This window comes from Pedobacter cryoconitis (assembly GCF_014200595.1).
GTDB classification, from domain to species: domain Bacteria; phylum Bacteroidota; class Bacteroidia; order Sphingobacteriales; family Sphingobacteriaceae; genus Pedobacter; species Pedobacter cryoconitis_C.
Genome location: NZ_JACHCG010000002.1, coordinates 412907 through 436553 on the forward strand (window position 1 = coordinate 412907; position 23647 = coordinate 436553).

A 23647-nucleotide genomic window follows, 5' to 3' on the forward strand; every position below is an offset into this window, starting at 1 on the left:
ATACGCGTATGTTTCCTACCGTTTCTCATTTTATAGAATATCTCTTCGGTGTTCAGGTTCCCTTGCCTTTTAATACTTTTGGTGTATTTGTTGCCCTGGCTTTTATTGCAGGTTACTGGGCATTTACGCAGGAGCTGAAAAGAAAAGAAGCTCTGGGTTTATTACATCCTGTAAAAAGGATCATCACAATCGGCAAGCCTGCAACGACCACCGAATTAATCTCTAATTGTATTTTTGGTTTTCTGATTGGTTATAAACTGGTTTACGCTTTATTAAACTACCGTTTGTTTGTCAGCGATGCGCAAACTGTATTGTTATCCCTGAAGGGAAACATTCTTGGTGGGTTATTTTTTGCCGGATTATTTGCCTACTGGGATTATAAAGAAAAAAATAAATTCAAACTTGCTCAACCTAAAAAAGTAGAAGTTACGGAACATCCTTATGAATTAATGGGGAATATGATCGTGTGGGCTGCGGTATGGGGCTTTCTGGGCGCAAAAATATTTGATAACCTGGAACACTGGGATACGTTTATTCAAGATCCTATAGGTGGATTATTGTCTTTTAGCGGTTTAACATTTTACGGCGGATTAATCTGCGGTGGTGCGGCTGTATTATACATTGCAAAGAAAAATGGAATCAAACCTTTGCATATGCTGGATGTTGGCGGCCCTGGAATGATGCTGGCTTATAGTGTCGGCCGGATTGGTTGTCACATGTCCGGTGACGGGGACTGGGGTATTGTCAATATGAATCCTAAGCCTTTTGGCTGGTTACCTGATTGGTTATGGGCTTATACTTATCCAAATAACGTGGCGATGGAAGGTGTGCCTATTCCGGGTTGTGTGGGCAAGTTCTGTAATGTACTGCCTCTTCCTGTATATCCTACGCCTATTTATGAGGTGATTGTATGTTTTATCTTATTTCTTATTCTATGGCGTATCCGCCACCAGATTAAGCTTCCGGGAATGATGTTCGGAATTTATCTAATGATGAACGGAATGGAGCGATTTTTTGTCGAGCTGATCCGTGTCAATTCAAAGTATCATGTTGCAGGTATCTCTTTTACACAGGCAGAGTTGATTTCTTCTCTCTTGTTTATTGGCGGCTTGTTATTGGTAGCGTTCTCAATAAAGAATAAAAATACACACACAAGCTAAATTTCACAATTTGAATTACGAATTACTGAGTTCACAAGTTATCGCAATCGCGCGGTTGGCGGGCAATTTTATACGGAAGGAATCGATGCGTTTTGATGCGGAGGCTATTGAATTCAAAGGATTAAATGACCTGGTTTCTTATGTAGATAAAACTGCTGAGGAAATCATCGTCGAAAATCTTGATCAATTAATACCGGATGCTGGTTTTACAACCGAAGAACAAACGGTTAATACAAAAGGGAAAACATATAACTGGATTATAGATCCGCTGGATGGTACGACCAACTTTATCCATGGTGTACCGACTTATTCTATCAGTATTGCTTTATATGAGGAAGATAAGCCTGTTTTGGGTGTTGTTTACGAGATTAACAGAGGAGAGATGTTTCATAGTTACAAAGATGCACCTGCTTATTTGAATCACAAGCCTATCAGGGTTTCTCAGCGGAATAGCCTGGCTGATTCTTTACTGGCTACCGGGTTTCCTTATTATGAGTTTGATAAACAGGCTCAGTATATGCAGTTATTAGCGGAATTAATGCAAAAGACGCATGGTTTAAGACGGATAGGTTCTGCTGCGGTAGATTTAGCTTATGTAGCTTGTGGCAGATTTGATGCATTTTTTGAATATAACCTGAATTCTTATGATGTGGCTGGCGGTGCTTACCTGGTTCAGCAGGCAGGTGGAAAAGTGATGAATTTTGGCGGGGGGGATGAATTCATTGAGCGCAGGGAAATTCTGGCTACCAATGGTTTGGTGGATATAGAAATGCTGGAGGCTATTCAGCGGCATTTTGAAAGTTAAGTATATAAAAAAAAACGGTCTGTGAATATTCACAGACCGTTTTTTTATGCAGAGCTGGTTGGAATTACAAAGCGTTAGAAACAACTTCTTTTACTTCTGGAACCATACGCTGCAATAAATTCTGAATACCAGATTTTAAAGTAATAGTAGAGGAAGGGCATCCGCTGCATGAACCGCGAAGTTCAACGGTAACAACACCTTCTTCAAATGATTTATAACTGATTGCACCGCCATCCTGTTCAACAGCAGGACGAACGTAATCATGTAAGATCTGCTGAATTTTTACTTCCAGATCAGATCCTTCAAAAGCAGGTGCTTCTTCTGTGGTAACTTCTTTGATTTTATATTCTGATTCTACAGCACCTTTAACAAACTCCTTTAAGATTGGCTCGATATCAGGCCATTCAGCATCTTCAGTTTTTGTAATGGTCACGAAATTACTTGCGAAAAATACACCACTAACAAAATTAAACTTGAATAATTCTTTTGCAAAAGGAGAGTGCTCAGCACTTTCTTTTGTAGCGAAGTCCTCGCTGCCATTAATCAGAAGTTTATTAACCATAAACTTCATGGTGGCAGGATTCGGGGTTTGTTCTGTATATACGTTAATAGTCATTGTCTCTTTTTTCTTACAAAAATAAATAATTCGCAATTCAATTACAGATATCGATGTCTGTTTTAGGTCATTATATATTATCCTGTATGAAGGTACGTTTTAAAGCCGGGTTTATTTAAAATACGCCTGTATAATTAAATGGTGTGATTTGCTTCAGCTCCTGTTTTAAATTCTCATCAATTTGAAGGCCATCAATAAATGCTGCCATAGTATGTGCAGTAATTTTCTGATTGGTACGCGTCAGATCTTTTAAGGCTTCGTAAGGGTTAGGATAAGCTTCTCTTCTCAATACGGTTTGAATCGCTTCGGCAACCACAGCCCAGTTGTTTTCCAGATCTGCTGCGATAACTTCATTGTTTAATAAAAGCTTGTTCAGCCCTTTTAAAGTTGAAGAGATAGAAATCATCGTATGCGCCATAGGAACACCTACATTTCTTAATACTGTGGAGTCTGTTAAATCTCTTTGTAAACGTGAAATTGGCAGTTTTGCAGCAAAGAATTCAAATAATGCATTCGCAAGACCAGCATTTCCTTCTGCATTTTCAAAGTCAATAGGATTTACTTTATGTGGCATTGCGGAAGAACCTACTTCTCCTTCTTTAATTTTTTGCTTGAAGTAGTTTTTAGAGATATAAGCCCAAATATCTCTGTCCAGGTCAATAATAATCGTATTAATCCTTTTTAAAGCATCACATTGCGCTGCAAATTGATCGTAATGTTCAATTTGTGTGGTATGTTGTGCACGGCTTAAGGTTAAGATCTCATTAACGAAGTGGTTAGAAAAGTCTACCCAGTTAATTCCAGGATAGGCGATATGATGTGCATTGAAGTTTCCTGTTGCTCCACCAAATTTTGCACTATGAGGGATGTTTTTAAGGTTATTCAGTTGAATTTCCAGACGTTCTGCGAAGACTAAAAATTCTTTACCCAATTTAGTCGGGGATGCTGGCTGACCGTGAGTGTGCGCCAATAAAGGAATATCTTTCCATTCGGCAGCTAATTCCTGAAGTTTTACAATCAGTAACTGGATGTTTGGATAATATTCTTCTTCAAGTGAAAGCTTAAAGGTATAAGGGATTGCTGTATTATTGATATCCTGAGAGGTTAATCCGAAATGGATAAACTCTTTAAAGTCTCCAAGGCCTAAATCATCAAATCTTTTTTTGATAAAATATTCAACGGCTTTGACATCGTGGTTGGTGATTTTTTCTGTGTCCTTTACTTCCTGCGCATTCTCATCACTAAACTGTTCGAATATACTGCGGAGTTTGCTGTAATTTGTTTTGTCAAAATGGCTTAATCCTGTTAAACCAGTTTCACATAAAGCGATGAAATATTCAATTTCAACGTATACTCTATATTTGATTAAAGCCGATTCCGAAAAATATTTAGCCAGGTTTTGTGTGGTGTTTCTATAACGACCATCAACTGGTGATATAGCTTGAAGAGGAGATAAATTCATGTATAGGGATATTTTTACAAATGCAAAGGTAGCATTTTACTCAAACCTAAAGGCACAAAAAAAAGGCTTTGGAGAACCAAAGCCTTTCTGTAGATTTTATCTAGCTTATTTTTTAGCTTCAGCAGCTGGTTTAACTTCAGTAGTAGTAGTTTTAACCGCTGTATCTTTAACTGTTGAATCTTTAACAGTAGTATCAACGTCAGTAGTAACAACTGAAGAATCAGTTACTGTAGTGTCAGTTGCACCAGCTTTTTTTTCTGAGTTACATGCTGCTACTGATAAAGAGATTGCTAAAGCTAAAAAGCCGAATTTGAATAAGTTTTTCATTTGAATTCTATTTAAAATAATTAATTAATTTTACAGATTAATACCACAATGATCAAAAGGTAACCCACTATTTTTAAAAAAGATTTAAATAATTTTTTTGTCTAATATTGGGTTACCATTCACGTATAAATGTATTAATTGGTGAGTAACAAGTTAAGCGATTCAGTTCCAACAGATAGAGAGGTAGTTTTAGGGATACTAAATAACTCGGAAGATGCACTTAATAAGCTGTACGTCGGGTATTTTCCGATGATTTTGCAGTTTATTATAAATAATAACGGTGATGAGGATGATGCAAAAGATGTCTATCAGGAAGCGATTATTATTTTATATAATAAAATTAAGAGCGGAGACTTTGAGTTAAGCAGCAAACTTAAGACTTATATATATTCAGTTTGCAGACGTATTTGGCTAAAAAAGCTTGCACAGCAAAGCAAAAAGACAAATAATGTTTCTGATTTTGAAGATGTAGTGTCAGTAGAGGTTGATTTAGAGTATCATGAAGAGAAGGATCTTCAGTTTGAAAAGATGGGTTCGGCACTTCAGAACCTGGGGGAACCCTGCAAAACTATTATTCAGGATTTTTATATAAATAATCTCTCCATGCAGGATATCTGTGAGAAATTTGGCTACACCAATACGGATAATGCCAAAACTCAGAAATATAAATGTTTGCAGAGATTAAAGAAATTATTTTTTCAATCTTAAGTACGGTATGAGGAACGACATAGAATTAGATGCTATCATTGAAGATTACCTCAGGGGTAAACTTACAGCCGCAGAAGCAGAAGCTTTTGATAAATTGCGTGCCAATGATCCTGTAATTGATCATAAAGTAGTTGCACATAAGGTTTTTATGGACGCAATAAAGCAATATGGTAAAGTCCTTTCTTTGAAAGAGCAGATGGACAGGGCCCATGCCGGAATAAATGTAACTGCACTGAGCGAAGAGCTTAGACCGCATCCTTCATTTATTATTAATATGTGGCGCAAAAATAAATCGGCAATGGCCATTGCTGCCTCATTTATCCTGTTAACTATATTCTCTATTTATTCTATACAGCATAATACCTTGCAAAATGGTAGTTATGAAGTGATGCGAAGAGAGATTACCAATATCAAAAACAGTCAGAATAAATTGGTAAGAACTATCAATTCAAGTCCTAAAACTGAAAAGGGGCATGTCCGGTCAGCTCAATTTGGCGGAACAGGGTTTGCTTTAACTGCAAATGGATATTTGTGTACAAATTACCATGTGGTAAGAGATGCAGATTCAGTATATGTACAAAATAATAAAGGAGACTCTTATAAAGTAAAGGTTGTTTACCGTGATCCACAGTATGACATTGCGATCCTGAAAATTATTGATGAGTCATTTACACCACTTTCTGCTATTCCATATAAATTGAAGAAAAATAGTATTGGAATGGGTGAGAATGTATATACGTTAGGTTATCCAAAGGATGATGCTGTATTGGGTGAAGGTTATATCAGCTCAAAAACAGGCCATGTAGGTGATACTACGCAATACCAGGTTTCTATTCCAATTAATCCTGGAAATAGCGGTGGCCCGTTATTGGATAACTATGGTAATATCATCGGTGTGATTACTGCGAAAGAAAATCAGGTTGATGGTGCAACATTTGCCATCAAATCTAAATACATTCTGGAAGCTTTAAATGCAATTCCTCAGGATTCATTGGGTAAGAAGGTTGTCTTTGCTAAAAAGAATCCTTTACAGGGTTTAAACAGAACTAAACAAATAGATAAGATTGAAAACTATGTCTATATGATCAAAGTATATAATTAAGCGAAACGCTTTTTTAAAAAACCCCGAAACATAATGCTTGTTTCGGGGTTTTGTTTTTAAAGCCAATTTTATGGAATTTGGAAAAGTAAATTCAGATCAGGTTAAGGAGATAGATTTTACATTGCCTGAGGATGGACAGCAGACATTGAAAGTCTTAAATGGCCAGCCTGGTAAGGCTGAAGTCTTTATTGGATGTGCAAAATGGGGTCGAAAGGAATGGGTAGGGTTAATTTATCCGCCTAAAACCAAGGAAGCAGATTTTCTGGATCAATATGCAAAACATTTTAATGCGATAGAATTAAATGCAGCTTACTATCAGATTCCTTCTCTTGATTCTGTGCGCAAATGGAGGAAAAAAGCTTCAGACAATGCACCTGGTGATTTTTTATTTTGTCCTAAATTCCCTAAAATTATCAGTCATGATCAAAGATTGGTCGGATCGGAGCAGAGTACTGCTGAATATTTGAAAGCAGTTGCTGAATTCGGGGATACATTGGGCGCTTGCTTTTTACAGCTAAGCGAAAGTTTTAGTGTGAAAAATTTGTCCGTTTTATCAGATTATCTTAAATTCCTGCCCACAGAACCAAGGATCTTTGTTGAACTGAGGCATGAGCAGTGGTTTGCTGATCCGGTAATCAGAAAACAGGTTTTTGAACTCTTTACGGCTACAAAAAAGGGAGCTGTGATTACGGATGTGAGTGGGAGAAGAGATTTGGTTCATATGGAGGTTACTGTTCCTGAAGTATTCATCAGGTTTATAGGAAATGGAAGTATGCATAAAAAGAATGATTTCGCAAGAATTGACGAGTGGGGGGCAAGGCTTAAGTTATGGCAGGAGAAAGGACTTCAGAAGATTTACTTTTTTCTGCATCAGCATGATGAACTGGATACGCCTCTTTTGGCTGCACATACTATAAAGGTGTTTAATGAGCAGTTAGGGCTTAATATTCCGGGAATATCATTCCAGCCTACATTGTTTGATTAGCATCATTAAATATAAATGTTGGAGATTATCAATAATATACTACTATATTAGTAGTGTTTGTAAACAGATATAATTGTTCGATTTAAAATCAAAAAATAATAAGATTATGAGTATCAGAATCGGAGATACCGCTCCAAATTTTAAAGCTAAAACATCAATTGGTGAGATCGATTTTTATGAATTTCTTGGCGATAGCTGGGGAGTGATTTTTTCCCACCCTGCTGATTATACTCCGGTATGTACTACTGAATTAGGCCGTACGGCTTCACTTAAGGGAGAATTTGAGAAAAGAGATGTAAAGGTGATTGCTTTAAGCGTAGACTCTGTAGAGTCACACAAAGGCTGGATACAGGATATCAATGAAACACAAGATACTAATGTAGAGTTTCCAATTATAGCGGATGAGGATAAAAAGATCGCTGATCTTTATGATATGATCCACCCTAATGCTTCTGAGACGTTAACTGTGCGTTCCTTGTTTGTGATCTCGCCTGATAAAAAAGTGAAATTAATGCTGACTTACCCGGCTTCAACAGGTAGAAATTTTACTGAAGTATTAAGAGTTATTGATTCTTTACAGCTGACTGCTAAATATAGCGTTGCTACGCCTGCGGATTGGAAAGACGGCGATGATGTTGTCGTGATGAATAGTATCAAAACAGAAGATATTCCTGCTAAATTTCCTAAAGGGCATCAGGTAATTAAACCTTATTTAAGAACTACTCCACAACCTAATAAATAATTTTTAAAACTTGTTGCTTTTCTTTAAGTTTGATATAATTGATAATTTAAAGAAATATTAATTTTTATACTTAAATACTATGAGTACGGGAAAAGTAAAATGGTTTAATACGCAGAAAGGCTACGGATTTTTAATTTACGAAGGAAACAAGGATATTTTTGTCCATTTCAAAGACGTTATAGGCGGTATTGAAAGTCTTCAGGAGAATGATAATGTAGAGTTTGATATCACTGAAGGAAAGAAAGGCTTACAAGCGATAAACGTGAAAAAAATATAAATTTAGTCTTGATGCTAAATGATTGAAGCCTCCCATTACGGGAGGCTTTTTGTGTATTAGTAATGCTGTATAATTGTACTTTTAATAATGATTTTACCTTCAGTGCTGCTTTGTGTAAAAATGATGAATGCTGTATCATCAGGTTTGATATGATATTTATCAACCAGCGTGGCTGCTTTGTCCGGATAGTTTCTGACAATTACATTTCCAACCAGGTTTTTTTCTTTCTTTATTTTTGCCGCAGACATTACTTCGTTAAGCAGGAATATTCTTCCCGGAAACTCCGTATGAATCACAGAAGAAGTATACAACTGGGTTTGGTGATGGAATTTTTGTAACTGATATCTTTCTGCAATCAGGTTAAAAGCACCACTTTTTAAAAGTGCGACATCAGGTTCATATAAATATTGGCCTGGAATAACTGAACCCGTAATAGCGGTTGTTCCTTCTTCGCCCAGGGTAAATCTAAACTGCTTTTGTGTCGTATTTAAAGTAGTGCAAATGATGCTGGTGGAACCTTCAAAATCTCTTTCGATCACCCAGACCAATTCTTTACATTCGTTTTTAACGCTCACAATATGTATTTCAGCTACATGATCAAGTTCTTTTAATCCTGCGCTGAGATCTAAAAGCGGAGCAGTTTTAACAAGTATCCGTTTTGCTTTTGACAATAACAGGCTGAGATTTTCTACAATATCAGGCGTACAGTCTTTAAGCATAAACACTTTTCCTGAAGTGCTTCTTCTGGCTGGATCAATATAAACGCAATCAAATTCCTGATTGGTGTTTTTTAAGAACTCCAGGCCGTCTCCCGAGATAAATTGTACGTTATCCTGTTTCAGTAAAACTCCGTTATAACTGGCAATCGCTGACAGTTCTTCATTGATTTCGCAGTGGGTAACGGATTTTAATTGCTGCGAGAAGTAGTAACTGTCTACGCCATAGCCACCTGTCAGATCAATGATGGATTTGCCTGTCGCTAATCCAGCTTTATAGGCTGCGGTAATCTCTGAGGAGCACTGTTCTACAGATAATAGGGGCGGGTAATAAATGAAATCGGTATGAAACCAGGTTGGCAGTTTACGTAAGGACTTTTTTCTGGACGCGATCTGATTGGCCAGTTCTTTTCCTGTAACCTCTGGAAAAGGGCTTTTGGCCATGGCAATTTTATGCACATCTGCATTTAAATTGTCATGGATATAATCCTGAACGGCCGGTTCTGTAAGTCGCTTATTCAATAGCTGATTTATCTTTCATTACAATCTGGCAGGTATGACGGCTTTTTACTTCCAGCAAAATATCTTTATTGACAGTCACTCTATTGATCGTATCCTGGTTATAATAGCGGATGGTTACCAGCTCCAGTCCTTTATTGTATTTTACTTTATATAAAATTGATAAATCCTGAATCAGGTTGTTTATCTTTTCTTCTTCATGGTCTACACTCACAGAAAAGCTCAGCGCTGAATTCAGCATGGTATTTACTTTCACTTTGTGTTTATGAAATAAGCTGAAGATATCACTCAGATTTTCTTCAATAATGAAAGAGAAATCCTTTGGTAAGATAGAAATCAACACCTGATTCACTTTGAAAATGAAGGAGGGTACTGGCAGTTCACTGTTAATGCCATTGATTGCTGTCCCTTCGCTGGTTGGATGAAGAAATGATTTTACATACAAAGGGATATTCTTATTTTGAAGAGGTTTGATGGTCTTCGGATGGATTACTGTTGCGCCGTAATAAGTAAGTTCGATCGCATCGTGATAGGAAAGCTGAGGAATGCGTTCTGTTTCATCAAACCATTTAGGGTCTGCATTTAATACACCCGGTACATCTTTCCAGATGGTTAGCGCAGTGGCATCCAGACAGGCACAGAAAATGGCTGCGGAATAATCTGAACCTTCTCTACCCAGGGTAGTCGTAAAGTTTTCACTGGTGCTGCCAATAAATCCCTGCGTCACTACAATGTTTTTCTTCAATAATGGAACAAGATTACGTTTGATTTCTGTTTCAGTTTTCTCCCAGTCCACTTGCCCTTCGCGGTAAGTATTGTCAGTTTTAATGAAGTTTCTGGCGTCTGCCCACACTGCGGAAATATTACTTTCATTAAGGTAAGCGGCTACAATTTTAGTAGAAACTACTTCACCGATCGAAACGATCTGATCATAAATATAATCGGGTGCATCACTTGCTTCTTCTTCTAATAACCATTCGATTTCTACGAAAGTATTAGCGACGTCATTAAATATGGGATGATTATGGTTATCAAACAGATCATTTAAAATATTGAAATGATAAGCTTTGACTTCATCAAGCAAATCGTGTGTGTTCTCTTGCCCGAAAATATAAGCATTTGAAAGTAATTCTAGTTTATTGGTCATTTTACCCATCGCAGAAACTACGATCAGTAAATTTTCTTTTTCAGCCTGCTGAATAATAGCAACAAGATTCTTTACTGCTTCTGCATTCACGACAGAAGCTCCCCCGAATTTAAATACCTGCATTGTTTATTTAAAATTGTTTTTAAAGCTGGTCTTTACTAAAAGACGCATTCAACCATCCTGTTTCAATCTGAGCATTATATTTATTATAGAAATTGATAGCAGGCTCATTCCAGTCCAATACTTGCCAGGTCATTCCGTTATAGTTTTTATCTCTGGCTTCTTTCATTACTCTTTCAAAAAGAATCTTTCCTAATCCTTTTCCTCTTTGACTTTCTGTAACAATGAAATCCTCTAAGTATAAACGGCAGCCTTTCCAGGTAGAGTATCTGGTATAATAGAGTGCAAAGCCCAGAATTCCTGTTGTATCTTCAGCTACAAAAGCTTTCCAGACAGGTTGCGTTCCGAATCCGGCATCTTCAAATTCGGCTAAGGTAACTGTAACTTCTTCCGGAGCTTTTTCATAAACTGCTAATTCATTAATTAGCTCCAATAAACGTGGGCAATCTTCTTTTACTGCGAACCTGAGTTGAATATCCATTAGCTTATGCTTTATAATGTTTGATTTTTCTTACGCCAAAAATGCTGCTTCCTATTCTTACCATAGTGCTGCCTTCTTCGATTGCCAGTTTGTAATCGCCAGACATTCCCATAGATAATTCTTTAAATGAATCTTCTTTTCTGAAAAAACTGGTCTTTATACCATCAAAAAATACTTTCAGTTCCTGAAATTCATCTTTAGTTTGTTTTTCAGGTGCATTATTCGTCGCAATACCCATTAAGCCGGTAATACGAATGTTTTTCATGGCAAGATATTCTTCTGATCTTAAAAGTTCAATCGTTTCTGCATGATCCAGTCCAAACTTGGTATCTTCATCAGCTATATAAACTTGCAGCAAACAGTCAATTACCCTGTCATTTTTCGCCGCTTGTTTATTGATTTCTGCCAGTAGTTTTACACTATCAACGGATTGGATCAATTTGATGAAAGGAGCAATGTATTTAACTTTATTAGTTTGAAGGTGTCCAATCAGGTGCCATTCAATATCTTTTGGGAGCGCTTCTTGTTTTTCAACTAATTCCTGAACAATATTTTCCCCGAAAATCCGCTGTCCTGCATGGTATGCTTCCAAAACTGCTGCTGCATCATTGAATTTTGATACGGCAATTAATTCGACATTTTCCCCTTCTAATTCCTTTTTATATTTTAATAAGTTATCTGCTATGCTCATTTATCAGTATTTTTGGTAAAATTAACAACCTTAGCTTAAATAGCTACGGAAAAAATAATGTTTTATAAACAATGAGAAATTTTTTGTGCATTTGCCTGCTGTTAATCGGTATAGGAGGATGTAAGCCGGGTATCCCTTCAGCTATTGTTCAGCCAGAAAAAATGCAGGATGTTTTATTTGACATCCATATGGTGGACGGATATATTTCAACTATTGCCAATATAGATTCAGCAAAGCGCACGAGTGCGGCTTACTACAAAGGTATTTATAAGAAGTTTGGGATAGATTCTGTAATGTATACTAAAAGTATGAATTACTATTATGATCATCCTGAGGTTTTAAATACAATGTATGAAAAGATTACAGGTAAATTAAAGAAGGTTAAAGAGAAGGAAGATAAAATCAATGCGAAACGTTTAAAGAAACTTGAAGCTATTCAGAAGGCAAAAAAAGATAGCCTGGATAAAGCTGACCCTAAGCGGGTAATCAGAGCGGCAGCCGCTAAAAAAGATAGTCTCGCTAAAGCAGAAGTACTGCTGAAGAAGACTAAGGCAGATGCTGCAAAAAAAATGAAGAAAGATAGTCTTGCCAGAGTAGCTGAATTGAAGAAGGTGAAAAAGAAAGAGGCTAAAAAGAATTAATAGAAATGATATATCCCGATAATTGTTTAGATAGACTTGGCTTCAGTGAAGTCAGACAACTCATCCTAAAGCATTGCCTGAGTCCGATGGGACAATATATGGTCAGCAAAATGCAGGTGATGAATAAATTTGATCAGATTAATAAGTTTTTAAGACAGACCAAAGAGTTTAAAAATATCCTGGAAAACCAGGAACCGTTACAGATCAGTACTTTTTTTGATATTAAATCACTGGCCGAAAAGGTGCGGGTAGAAGGCAGTTACCTGATGGAAGAAGAGTTATTCCAGATCTACCTCTCTTTACAGACCGTTTTTTCAGTATTGCGTTTCTTTGAGGAAAGAAAAGATATTTATCCAAATCTGGAAGCTTTATTTGAGCATTTACCAGTGGAAAAGAACATCCTGCGGAAAATAGAAGCAGTACTTGATCCTAAAGGCAAAATCAAACCAAATGCTTCTTCTAAATTGCAGGAGATCATTGGGGATATTGCCAAAGGCGAACAGGAAGTCCGTAAGCGGATGGATGTGATCTATAAGCAGGCTGTAGCCAGCAACTGGGTAGCAGACGGAAGTTTAACGATCCGTGATGGAAGAATGTGTATTCCTATTCTGGCGGAGAATAAGCGGAAGCTGAAGGGTTTTATTCATGATGAATCTGCGAGTGGGCAAACGGTCTATATGGAGCCTGAAGTTGTGTTTACGCTTAACAATAAGATAAGAGATCTTGAATTTGATAAGAGAAGAGAGATCATCCGTATTTTAATTGCTTTAACTGATGATTTAAGACCGTTTACGCCTTTATTACTTTCTTATCATGGCTTCCTTACAAAATTGGATTTTGTGAGGGCTAAAGCTTTATTTGCGATTGAAGTGGAGGCAGATATGCCTGTACTGGTAGCTGAGCCACGTATTAAACTGATCAATGCGAGACATCCTTTGTTGTACTTATCATTTAAAGAAGATAAGAAAACAGTAGTTCCTCTTAATATTCATATGAACGAAAATTTAAGGATCGTATTGGTTTCAGGGCCAAATGCGGGAGGTAAATCAGTTTGTATGAAAACAGTAGGGCTTTTACAGCTGATGTTGCAATCGGGGCTGCTGATTCCTGCGCATGAGTCAAGTGAGGTAGGGATATTTGATAATATCTTTGCTGATATTGGTGATGATCAAAGTATAGAAAGTGATCTGAGTACTTACAGTGCGCATCTAACAAAAATGCGTTACTTCGTTGCACATGCTACACCTAAATCATTGGTAATGATTGATGAGTTTGGTACGGGAACAGATCCTCAGTTTGGCGGGCCTATGGCCGAAGCTGTATTAGAGGTACTGAACAATAAAAAAGTAAGAGGGGTTATGACCACTCACTATTCAAATCTTAAATTATTTGCTGGTAATACTCCGGGACTGGAAAATGCTTCTATGTTGTTTGATAATGACAAAATGAAGCCTTTATATGTGCTGGAAATAGGTAAACCAGGAAGTTCTTATGCTTTTGAAATTGCACAAAATATTGGCCTGCAAAAAGAGGTACTGATTCTGGCAAGAGAAAAAACAGGAACGAATCAAAATAGAATTGACAGCTTGCTGGTTGATTTGGAAAGGGAGAAAAAACAGATTTATGATACTAAAATCCAGTTATCTCTTCAGCAGAATAAAGTAAAGAACCTGGTTAAAGAAAACGAGGAGCTACAGCAATTTCTGGAAGAAAATAGAAAAACGCTGATTAAAGAGGCTAAGCTTGAAGCGCAGACGATTATTAAAAATGCCAATAAACTGGTAGAAAATACAATTGCTGGTATTAAAGAAAATCAAGCAGATAAAGAAGCAACCAAACAGTTAAGGCAGGATTTACAAAAGAGTCTGGTTCAGCACCAGGTTAAAGAAGAGAAGAAGCCTGAGAAGGTGGTGATCTCCACAACTGCTATTGAAGTTGGTGATTGGGTACAGCTGGTTAATACGGAAACAATGGGACAGGTGATGGAAATTAACCGTGGTAATTTAGTGCTGGCACTAGGTGATCTTCGTTCTGTTGTGAAAAAGGACAGGGTACAGAAAATCAGCAATAAGCAGGCGAAGAAGGTTGTACAGAGTAATTCTTTCTCTGGAAGAATGTCTGAAGCGATCGGGAATTTTACTGCTGAGCTGGATCTTCGTGGAATGCGTGGTGAAAATGCAATTCAGGAAGTTGAAAAATATCTGGATAAGTCGATTATGCTGGGCTTTCCTTTTATCAAGCTGATTCATGGAAAGGGAGACGGCATCCTTCGGAAATTAATCAGAGAGTATCTGCGTAAGTACAGCCAGGTTAACAGGGTAGAGGATGAGCATGCGGATAGAGGAGGAGATGGTATAACTTATGTGTATTTCAATTAATTAAACATAATTCATTCTGGATTGTTTACCTTATTTAACAAAGAAACATCCTGCTATGAAAACAATTTTTACTTCAATCTTTATCTTGTTTTTTCTATCAGCTTGTGAAAAAAGCAAAAACAATGATAGTCCGGACACTTTGCCGGATGCTGATATCAAAACAGAAGTACTCACGCAATCTTTAAAGTTTCCTTGGGAAATGATATATGGACCAGATAATTTTATCTGGTTCACCGAAAGGGCTGGAAAAATCAGTCGTTTAAATCCGCTCAATGGCGTAATTACTTTAGTCCATACAATTACTGAGGTAACGAGCCAGGGTGAGGGCGGCTTACTCGGCATGGCCTTACATCCGCAGTTCAATACCAATCCTTATTTATATGTAGTTTATGATTACGGTTCGGGAAATAGTTATAAAGGAAAAGTGGTTCGCTTTACTTTTAACAATGGAGTTTTAGGTGCTCCATTAGTTTTATTGGATCAAATCCCTGCTGCTTCCATTCACAATGGCTCGAGATTGCTCATTACTCCGGATCTCAAATTATTAGTGACCACAGGCGATGCCAGTGCTGCTCCTCAGGCACAAAACACCAATAGTTTATCCGGGAAAATTCTGAGGTTAAATCTGGATGGTTCTATTCCTTCAGATAATCCTTTACCTAATAATCCCTTATGGAGTTATGGTCACCGGAATCCGCAGGGGTTAGTGATGGCAAACAATAAATTGTATTCATCTGAACATGGCCCTGATAATGATGATGAGATTAACCTGATTCAAAAGGGTAGAAATTATGGCTGGCCAAATGTAGAAGGATTATGTGATCAGGCTGATGAAAAGACATTCTGTGCGCTTAATAATGTTGCAGAGCCTATGATGACCTGGACACCCACAATTGCACCGTCGGGTTTAACTTATTACAATTCAGACTATATACCGCAGTGGAAAAACTCTTTATTGGTCGTTGCACTTAAAGGATCAAGGTTATTACAGTTGAAACTGGATGAAAGTGGTACTAAAATTACTTCCACAAAGGATTTTTTACAAAACCAGTTTGGCAGGCTAAGGGCTATTTGCCAGTCGCCGGATGGCAAAGTATATATCGGGACCAGTAATGGGACAAATGATCAGATTATAGAAATCTCTGCACGTTAGTCATTTAAGATATTTCATTCAGCATATTTTGTTTCTAAACTATTTTACAGAATTGTTTGCAAACAAATCCGTGTAATAAAAAATATTAATATTTTGCCGGGGTGGTTTTTATCTATAATTTAGCAAGCAAACCAAATATATGATCAATAAGAGAGTAGCGGATGCCGATGAAGCAATCCGCGATATTATAGACGGACAAACGATTATGTTTGGAGGTTTCGGACTATGTGGTATTCCTGAAAAGTGTATTGCTGCATTAGTAAAAAAGGGGGTGAAGGAGCTTACTTGTATTTCTAACAATGCAGGTGTAGACGATTTCGGAATTGGCCTTTTACTGAAAACCCGCCAGGTAAAGAAAATGGTTTCTTCTTATGTAGGAGAGAACGCAGAATTTGAGCGCCAGTTGCTGAGTGGAGAATTAGAAGTTGAACTGATCCCTCAGGGCACATTAGCGACCCGCTGTATGGCCGCTGGTTATGGTATGCCTGTAATTTATACCCCTGCTGGTGTAGGTACAGAAGTAGCAGAAGGTAAAGAAACCAGGAATTTTAATGGAAAGGATTATCTGATGGAATACGCTTTTGAAGCAGATTTCGCGATCGTGAAAGCGTGGAAAGGGGATACGGCAGGAAATCTTGTTTTCCGCTCTACAAGCCGCAATTTTAATCCGGTCATGGCTATGGCAGGTAAAATTACAATTGCTGAAGTAGAAGAACTGGTGGAACCAGGTGAACTTGATCCTGACCATATTCATACTCCTGGTGTTTATGTACACCGTATTTTCCAGGGTTCAGGTTACGAGAAAAGAATAGAGCAGCGCACAGTAAGACCGCGTAATTAACCAATCAAATATTTATGTTAGATAAGAACGGAATTGCGAGACGTATCGCCAAAGAACTAAAAGACGGTTATTATGTGAATTTAGGAATTGGTATTCCTACACTGGTAGCAAATTATATCCCTGAGGGAATCAATGTTGTTTTGCAATCAGAAAATGGTTTGCTGGGTATGGGGCCCTTTCCTTTTGAAGGTGAGGAAGATGCTGATATGATTAACGCGGGAAAACAAACGATTACTACCTTACCCGGATCTTCAATTTTTGATTCAGCAATGAGTTTCGGTATGATCAGAAGTCAGAAAATTGACCTGACCATACTAGGTGCAATGGAAGTTTCTGAAAACGGAGACATCGCCAATTGGAAAATACCTGGAAAAATGGTAAAAGGAATGGGTGGTGCAATGGATTTGGTCGCTTCAGCGAAAAATATTATTGTAGCCATGCAGCATATCAATAAAGCGGGAGAGAGTAAATTGTTGCCAAAGTGCAGTTTGCCATTAACTGGTGTAAATTGTATCAGAAAAGTGGTTACAGAACTCGCAGTGCTTGATATTTTACCAGAGGGCGGTTTCAGATTAATTGAAAGAGCACCGGGCGTGAGTGTTGATTTTATTAAACAATCTACCTCAGGAAAGTTATTCGCTGAGGCAGATGTGAAAGAAATGGATCTAAACTGAGCGCTGTGAGCTCAGAATAGTTTCTTTTAATTCGTCTGATATCTCTTTAGAAGTGGCAATAATATCTTCTGCCACATGTTTATTGTTAATGATAATTTTCTGACAAGATTCCTTATAAGGAAGCAGAAATTGTTTGTAAGCAGGCATAACGTGGTTAACCCATTGGTACATAATCATATCACGGGTATAACCACGTTCTATCTCATCTCTTGAGATTCTGCGGTTAAGTGTGATTTCTTCATCTGCATCCATAAATATCTTCAGGTCGAATAACTGAGACAACTCAGGGTAATGAAACACAAATAAACCCTCTACAATAATAATTGGTGCACTCGTTATATTCATTAAACGTGCACTTTCCTCATTAATGTTGAAAGTATATTCTTTTCTTGAAATTGACTGACCATCAATAAGTAATTTTAAGTCCTCCAATAATTTGGTGTCATCAATTCCTTCCGGCAGGTCAAAGTTGACCCATCCGTTATCATCTACCTTTTGTTCACCAATTGGTTTGTAATAATCATCCTGTGAGATTAAACATACTTCCTCTGTACTGAAATGGTGGAGAAAACACTTTAAAAAGAATGTTTTTCCTGAACCACTACCTCCAGCAACACCTATTATATAGGGTTTGTTATTGTTCATTCGCTTGTCCACTGTACGTTAAATTGCACAAAAACCTTTTATCCAATGCGCCCAATGCATCAGCTACCGCTTTTGTGACTACAATAATAACATCTTTTGTGGACTCATTCTCAGTAAATTTACCAACAACCTTTGCAAACGTAGATCTGTTACTCATCGGATTGGTAATTTTCATGATAGTTCCTATGGGTGCAGTACGGTGAAGTACCAGCATTTTTGAAGAGTCTAAATCCTTATCTGTAATCCAGACTCCAGCACCTTTTTCATCCATTTGACTTAGTCCGTAACGGCTGGCTGGTAACCTTAATGAAGGATTTTTAACAGATTCAATGGTGTCAGCATCTTTTGAGTCTGAATCGCTAGTGCGCTCATTTTTAACGGGATACTGTCCGTTTATTAGTAATTTCTGACCAACATAAAGAGAATTGGTCGTTAAATTGTTTTTAGCTTTTAACTGATCAAGTGTCAGGTTGTATTTGGTGGCAATCGAGTACATGGTTTCATTAGAAGCCACTATATGTTCTACGAACTGATTCTTGTCTGGAGTACCTTGATGTGCTGGTGTAACTGGTTCAGATTTAACAACAGCTGTTTCTGATTTTTTTACAATTTCAGGTTTTTTCTCCTGAACCGTAACTGGTGTTGGCGGAGGTGTTGGATGTGCAGGTGTCACTGCTGGTTTGGTCTGAACAGTTTGTACCGGCGCTGTTTGTACCGGTGTTGAAGAAGTTGTTTCTGCTCCGGGTTTTACAGGCATTTTTAATACCTGGCCAATTTTAAGATTAATAGTCTTCAGCTCATTGATCCGTTTAATGTCTGCTACTGTTGTACCATATTGTCTGGCCAGCATCATTAAATTTTCTTTAGGCTGAACTGCATGTTCTGTAAATTCTGAATTTCCCTGATCAGGAGCAGCTTCTACTGGCTTATTTACAATTGCGTTCTGTTTAGCAGGTTCAGTTGTATGTTTAGCCGTGGCTGTTTTTACAGCAGGAGCTGTAGCCGGGCCTGAGAAAGGTACATTCGTTGGTACTTTGATCAAAACTCCGATAGAGAGGAATTTGTTCTCATTGTAAGCGATGATTTCCTTCGGGCTTACATTATATCTTCTCCCAAGGGAGTAATAAGTGTCTTTGGCGGCAACCTGGTGTAAAATTAGTTTTTTGCCATTCAGATTCTCAACACCTATGGAATCTCTTAGATTATTAGCCTTAACTGCTGATACGTTCAGGATAAGACCAAATAATAACGGTATATATAATTTTTGCATTAACGTTCTTGTGAATGATTAATTAGGCAATTATACGAATAATATATAAGAGCCTCAATTCTGAGTATTAAACGACAATTATATGTCTCTATTGTATCATATAGTTTTTTTTCAAAACCATTTATGGCCTGTAATTGTTGATTTGATATAGATAACAACCCACAAATTAAATAAAAATACATTATGGACGCAAAAGAAATTAGTTTGAGTGAAAAACAAGTTAAGCCAGTAGTAGATCTATTGAATGATTATCTTGCAAACTATCATATTCATTATCAAAAGCTAAGGGGATGTCACTGGAATATCAAGGGTCAGAATTTTTTCACACTGCACCTTAAATTTGAAGAATTATATACTAATGCACAATTGACTATCGATGAAATTGCTGAACGTGTTTTAACTTTAGGAAAGCCACCGCATAGTCGTTTTGAAGATTATATTAAAGAATCGGGAATTAAAGAAATCAATACAATAGGCTTGCAGGATTTAGCTATGGTTGATGCAGTACTAGAAGATATGGCACATTTAATTCAATTGGAGCGTGAGTTGTTAGATGCTACTTCGGCAGCAGGTGATGATGGTACCAATGATATGGTGAACCGTTTCATGCAATTCAAAGAGAAAAATACATGGATGTTACGTTCATTTGCTGGTAAAAAATAATAGGGCATATGCTCTTCGTTTAATAATTGAAAAACCATGCTCAGGCATGGTTTTTCTGTTTTAATGACCTATAGAAATCAGAAATCTTAATACCTTTGATCCAGATGGGATATAAAAGCTTAGCCGAATGTGTGGCTGATTTAGAAAAACATGGTCATTTACTCCGTATCAAAGAAGAGGTAGATCCTTATTTGGAAATGGCAGCTATACATTTAAGAGTGTATGAGCAGAAAGGCCCTGCATTATTCTTTGAGAATATTAAAGGAAGTCCATTTCCGGCAGTCTCTAATTTGTTCGGAACTTTAGAAAGATCCAAGTTTATGTTTCGCGATAGCTTACCCCGTGTAAGCCAGCTGGTAGATTTGCGTTCTGATCCTATAAAGGCACTTAAGAACCCTCTTAAATTTGCTGGTGCTGGTCTTACCGCTTTTTCAGCGCTGCCATTACAGCAGCGTTTATTTAAGACGGCATTTAAAAAAACAACAATTAGTCAGTTACCACAGATTGTGAACTGGCCGATGGATGGCGGGCCTTTTGTTACGATGCCACAAGTTTATACAGAAGATGTAAATAAACCCGGGATATTCAATGCTAATTTGGGTATGTACCGGATTCAGCTTGCTGGAAATGATTATATAAAAGATAAAGAGATTGGACTGCATTATCAGATCCATAGAGGAATAGGAGTACATCAGTCTAAGGCGAACGCCAAAGGGATACCACTGAAAGTAAGTATTTTTGTAGGTGGGCCACCGTCACATCCGCTTGCAGCAGTAATGCCATTACCTGAAGGTTTGTCAGAAATGACATTTGCAGGTGCATTGGGTAACCGCCGTTTCCGTTATTTCTATGACGAGGAAGGGTTTTGCTTATCAGCCGATGCTGATTTTATCATCACCGGAACAGTATATCCGCAAGAAAATAAACCGGAAGGTCCGTTTGGTGATCATTTGGGTTATTATAGTTTAACTCATCCCTTCCCTTTGATGAAAGTACATAATGTATATCATAAGGAAGATGCGATCTGGTCATTTACGGTTGTTGGCCGTCCGCCTCAGGAAGATACCAGCTTTGGCGCACTAATTCATGAAATTGCGGGATCTGCGTTGCCACAGGAAATACATGGATTGAAAGAAGTTAACGCAGTAGATGCAGCGGGCGTACATCCATTGTTATTTGCAATTGGCAGTGAAAGATATACTCCATTTCTTAACGAGCGCAGACCACAGGAAATATTGACAATTGCGAACCATATTTTGGGCAAAAACCAATTGAGTTTAGCAAAGTATGTTTTTATAGCAGCGAGGGAAGATAATGAAGCCCTGGATACGCATGATATTGAAGTTTTCTTAACGCATATATTATCACGTATAGATTTAAAGAGGGATCTTCATTTCCATACAGAAACAACAATTGATACCCTGGATTATAGTGGTGAAGGTTTGAATAGTGGTTCTAAAGTTGTATTAGCTGCTGCCGGAGATATTAAAAGAATATTGTCTGAAGAGCTGCCTGCTGACTTTGCATTACCGCCATCATTTGGTACTTATCATTTTGTGATGCCGGGAGTGCTGGCGATTACTGCTGATCAGTATACTACGGCAGCAGAGGCAGCTACCTCAATAGCGGCACTGAATCTTCAGTTAAAGGATCAGAACCTTGACGGAATCGCTTTAATTGTACTGTGTGATGATGCCGTATTTACAGCTGAGACTATTAATAACTTTGTATGGGTAACTTTTACCAGAAGTAATCCTGCGGTAGATATTCACGGGGTAGGAGAGTTTACGACAAACAAACATTGGGGCTGTACAGGTCCTTTAGTTATTGATGCCAGGAAAAAGCCGCATCATGCACCGGAGCTGATTAAGGATGCTGAAATAGAGCAAAGAATAAACAGGTTTAAAATCTGATTTGCTATTGCATAAAAAAGCCCTTGCTGATTTCAGCAAGGGCTTTTTTATGTTTCTATATTTAGAATCTTACGCCAACTGTCATGAAGATATTATTTCTTGCCACTTTAGTAGAAGCCAAAGGTTGAGAATTATCATCCAGATAGTAAGGATTAAAGAAGTTATTAGTTTCTATACGCTGATAAGCTAAATCTATATAATACTGATTGATACGGTAACCGATACCACCAGAATAAGATTTAATAGCAGATAAATTACCTGGATCTTCCTTGTAAGGTGTACCGCTGTAACCGTAACCAGCTCTTAAGCTGAACAGGTCGATTTTATATTCTCCACCGACTCTGAAATTAACAGCACTTGTATAGTTGTTTTTGATGAAGTTGTTATTGCTGATGATAACATCAGGGTAACCATCGCTTTCTGAAAGTTTGGTAGACTTATAATCTACATAGTCAACGTCAGCTGTTAACAGTGCATTTTGACCAATAATAAAACTTGCGCCTAACGAACCTTTATATGGAGTTCTTACATTGTAATTAAAGTTGGTATTCATGTAGTCACTTAATAATTCAGTTCCTCCAGAAAAGCGTGCGTCTAATGTCTCAGTTGAATTTACTTCCATATGCATCCAGGTTGGCGCCTGGAAAGTAGCTCCTAGTCTTACAGCTTCAACAGGTTTATAGATTAAGCCTAATCTTCCTGTTATACCTGCTCCGCTTGTATTGCTATTGACTACATTAAGTAAGTTATAGGTAGTTCCCGCATACGGATTTGGCTGATTAAATTTGTCGTTAGGATCTGATGGATTTGATACAATAGTTCCTGTTTCAGAATAAGCTGAGCTTGTTTCGTAACGTACGTTTACAAAGCCAATACTTGCACCCAGATAAAGGTTATTAGAAATATTCATTGCTCCTGAGAAATTCAGTTCAGATGTTGAACCACGACGAACTTCATTCTGGCTTTGTGTATTGTTCGTAGCCGATGTAGCTGGTATGTATTGATCTGTAGTACCCTTTACTTTGTCAATCAGGTAATTATCAAACGCTGCCTTTTCGATACTTCCCTGGTTCAGGCTTCCTGGAGTATATCCATTTGCGCGCTGAGCCCAGTCTGTAGCGATAGAACTTTGTGTATTTCTGCCTGAATAGTTATTCTCGATACTAAAGTCATTATTTCTATTATAACCTATACCAAAAACCAAACTAACTACACCTTTATTTAAGTTACTGCCTTTTGGTCTGACAACAGGATTGTACCATACAGCTGCTGCCTGGTTTAAATTAAACTTGTCTTTAGATGTATTTGTGTTTTTGCCCAGATAATTTGAATTCGCCTGTATGATATTGAATTCTGGTGTTACACTGAATTCTGAGCGGGTAAACATTCCTAAACCAGCAGGGTTACCACCAATTGAACTGATGTCTCCACCTAAACTTGTTTGCGCATTTCCTAAACCTTTGAAACGTGCTGAACTTCCATAGTCAGTTCTTGAGAACCTTAAAGCATCACCTGCGTAGATGCTTTGGGCATAGATATTACCTGTAGTGGCTACTATAGCCACTGCTAAGATTTGTATGAATTTTTTCATTTAGATATTAAATACATATA

At 37.6% G+C, this 23647-nt stretch carries 24 protein-coding genes; 14 read left to right on the forward strand and 10 right to left on the reverse strand.

The features are described from left to right. The first annotated feature begins 8 nt into the window (after positions 1–8). Together HDE70_RS15760 and HDE70_RS15765 are read left to right on the forward strand one after the other, a co-directional pair. Positions 9–1160, forward strand: a complete 1152-nt coding sequence (locus HDE70_RS15760; protein WP_183868083.1) for a prolipoprotein diacylglyceryl transferase — start codon at positions 9–11, stop codon at positions 1158–1160. A gap of 10 nt (positions 1161–1170) precedes the next feature. Beyond that, complete coding sequence (locus tag HDE70_RS15765; RefSeq protein WP_183891190.1) at positions 1171–1965, forward strand: inositol monophosphatase family protein; 795 nt, start codon at positions 1171–1173, stop codon at positions 1963–1965. A gap of 64 nt (positions 1966–2029) precedes the next feature. Here HDE70_RS15765 and HDE70_RS15770 read toward each other — a convergent pair whose 3' ends face one another. The 3 genes from HDE70_RS15770 to HDE70_RS15780 all read right to left on the reverse strand — a co-directional run bounded on the left by HDE70_RS15770 (position 2030) and on the right by HDE70_RS15780 (position 4370). Next, a complete protein-coding gene (locus tag HDE70_RS15770; protein ID WP_183868085.1) occupies positions 2030–2581 on the reverse strand; it encodes a NifU family protein in 552 nt (183 codons plus the stop codon). A gap of 115 nt (positions 2582–2696) precedes the next feature. Next, complete coding sequence (gene purB, locus HDE70_RS15775; protein ID WP_183891191.1) at positions 2697–4043, reverse strand: adenylosuccinate lyase; 1347 nt, start codon at positions 4041–4043, stop codon at positions 2697–2699. Positions 4044–4148: 105 nt separating this feature from the next. Beyond that, complete coding sequence (locus tag HDE70_RS15780; RefSeq protein WP_068395604.1) at positions 4149–4370, reverse strand: hypothetical protein; 222 nt, start codon at positions 4368–4370, stop codon at positions 4149–4151. A 141-nt stretch (positions 4371–4511) separates the two neighbouring features. Between HDE70_RS15780 and HDE70_RS15785 the strand changes: the two genes are divergently transcribed. The 5 genes from HDE70_RS15785 (at position 4512) to HDE70_RS15805 (ending at position 8184) form a co-directional block, all read left to right on the forward strand. Then, positions 4512–5078: an RNA polymerase sigma factor gene (locus HDE70_RS15785; protein WP_183868087.1), complete on the forward strand. Its 567-nt coding sequence runs from the start codon at positions 4512–4514 to the stop codon at positions 5076–5078. 7 nt (positions 5079–5085) lie between these two features. Beyond that, the gene (locus HDE70_RS15790) at positions 5086–6180 is read left to right on the forward strand and encodes a S1C family serine protease (RefSeq protein ID WP_183868088.1); all 1095 of its coding nucleotides are present in this window, start codon (positions 5086–5088) and stop codon (positions 6178–6180) included. 70 nt (positions 6181–6250) lie between these two features. After that, complete coding sequence (locus HDE70_RS15795; protein ID WP_183891192.1) at positions 6251–7165, forward strand: DUF72 domain-containing protein; 915 nt, start codon at positions 6251–6253, stop codon at positions 7163–7165. 103 nt (positions 7166–7268) lie between these two features. Next, positions 7269–7907: a peroxiredoxin gene (locus HDE70_RS15800; RefSeq protein WP_311676454.1), complete on the forward strand. Its 639-nt coding sequence runs from the start codon at positions 7269–7271 to the stop codon at positions 7905–7907. A gap of 79 nt (positions 7908–7986) precedes the next feature. Continuing rightward, the gene (locus HDE70_RS15805; RefSeq protein ID WP_068395614.1) at positions 7987–8184 is read left to right on the forward strand and encodes a cold-shock protein; all 198 of its coding nucleotides are present in this window, start codon (positions 7987–7989) and stop codon (positions 8182–8184) included. Between the two features lie 56 nt (positions 8185–8240). Here the strand turns inward: HDE70_RS15805 and HDE70_RS15810 are convergent, their stop codons facing one another. Genes HDE70_RS15810 through HDE70_RS15825 form a run of 4 tightly spaced genes read right to left on the reverse strand, consistent with a single transcriptional unit; the run spans position 8241 to position 11858 of the window. Beyond that, positions 8241–9422 carry a class I SAM-dependent methyltransferase gene (locus tag HDE70_RS15810; RefSeq protein ID WP_183868091.1) on the reverse strand — a complete coding sequence of 394 codons (1182 nt, stop codon included), beginning with the start codon at positions 9420–9422 and terminating at the stop codon, positions 8241–8243. Then, the gene (locus tag HDE70_RS15815; RefSeq protein WP_183868092.1) at positions 9415–10689 is read right to left on the reverse strand and encodes an aspartate kinase; all 1275 of its coding nucleotides are present in this window, start codon (positions 10687–10689) and stop codon (positions 9415–9417) included. Before HDE70_RS15815 ends, HDE70_RS15810 begins: the two co-directional genes overlap by 8 nt. A gap of 19 nt (positions 10690–10708) precedes the next feature. Further along, on the reverse strand, positions 10709–11167 hold the full coding sequence (locus tag HDE70_RS15820; RefSeq protein ID WP_183868093.1) for a GNAT family N-acetyltransferase: 459 nt from the start codon (positions 11165–11167) through the stop codon (positions 10709–10711). Positions 11168–11171: 4 nt separating this feature from the next. Then, a complete protein-coding gene (locus HDE70_RS15825; protein WP_183868094.1) occupies positions 11172–11858 on the reverse strand; it encodes a YggS family pyridoxal phosphate-dependent enzyme in 687 nt (228 codons plus the stop codon). 71 nt (positions 11859–11929) lie between these two features. On the opposite strand from HDE70_RS15825, the gene HDE70_RS15830 reads away from it, so the two are divergent. The 5 genes from HDE70_RS15830 to HDE70_RS15850 all read left to right on the forward strand — a co-directional run bounded on the left by HDE70_RS15830 (position 11930) and on the right by HDE70_RS15850 (position 17545). Next, positions 11930–12499: a DUF4296 domain-containing protein gene (locus tag HDE70_RS15830; RefSeq protein ID WP_183891193.1), complete on the forward strand. Its 570-nt coding sequence runs from the start codon at positions 11930–11932 to the stop codon at positions 12497–12499. 5 nt (positions 12500–12504) lie between these two features. After that, positions 12505–14877, forward strand: coding sequence for an endonuclease MutS2 (locus tag HDE70_RS15835; protein ID WP_183868096.1), 2373 nt, complete (start codon positions 12505–12507; stop codon positions 14875–14877). A 55-nt stretch (positions 14878–14932) separates the two neighbouring features. After that, a complete protein-coding gene (locus tag HDE70_RS15840) occupies positions 14933–16030 on the forward strand; it encodes a PQQ-dependent sugar dehydrogenase (RefSeq protein ID WP_183868097.1) in 1098 nt (365 codons plus the stop codon). A gap of 139 nt (positions 16031–16169) precedes the next feature. Next, a complete protein-coding gene (locus HDE70_RS15845) occupies positions 16170–16871 on the forward strand; it encodes a CoA transferase subunit A (RefSeq protein ID WP_183891194.1) in 702 nt (233 codons plus the stop codon). Positions 16872–16885: 14 nt separating this feature from the next. Beyond that, positions 16886–17545, forward strand: a complete 660-nt coding sequence (locus tag HDE70_RS15850; protein ID WP_183868099.1) for a CoA transferase subunit B — start codon at positions 16886–16888, stop codon at positions 17543–17545. Here HDE70_RS15850 and HDE70_RS15855 read toward each other — a convergent pair. Beyond that, positions 17537–18190 (reverse strand): uridine kinase, encoded by a 654-nt coding sequence (locus tag HDE70_RS15855; protein WP_183868100.1) that lies wholly within the window; start codon positions 18188–18190, stop codon positions 17537–17539. The genes HDE70_RS15850 and HDE70_RS15855 overlap by 9 nt on opposite strands. Next, positions 18180–19460, reverse strand: a complete 1281-nt coding sequence (locus tag HDE70_RS15860) for a LysM peptidoglycan-binding domain-containing protein (RefSeq protein WP_183891195.1) — start codon at positions 19458–19460, stop codon at positions 18180–18182. Before HDE70_RS15860 ends, HDE70_RS15855 begins: the two co-directional genes overlap by 11 nt. A 183-nt stretch (positions 19461–19643) precedes the next feature. Here HDE70_RS15860 and HDE70_RS15865 point away from each other — a divergent pair, with 183 nt between their 5' ends. Then, a complete protein-coding gene (locus tag HDE70_RS15865) occupies positions 19644–20123 on the forward strand; it encodes a Dps family protein (protein ID WP_111634783.1) in 480 nt (159 codons plus the stop codon). Positions 20124–20227: 104 nt separating this feature from the next. Beyond that, positions 20228–22036, forward strand: coding sequence for a UbiD family decarboxylase (locus tag HDE70_RS15870; protein ID WP_183891196.1), 1809 nt, complete (start codon positions 20228–20230; stop codon positions 22034–22036). Positions 22037–22097: 61 nt separating this feature from the next. Here HDE70_RS15870 and HDE70_RS15875 read toward each other — a convergent pair whose 3' ends face one another. Continuing rightward, the gene (locus HDE70_RS15875; RefSeq protein WP_183891197.1) at positions 22098–23627 is read right to left on the reverse strand and encodes an OmpP1/FadL family transporter; all 1530 of its coding nucleotides are present in this window, start codon (positions 23625–23627) and stop codon (positions 22098–22100) included. Positions 23628–23647: the final 20 nt, after the last annotated feature.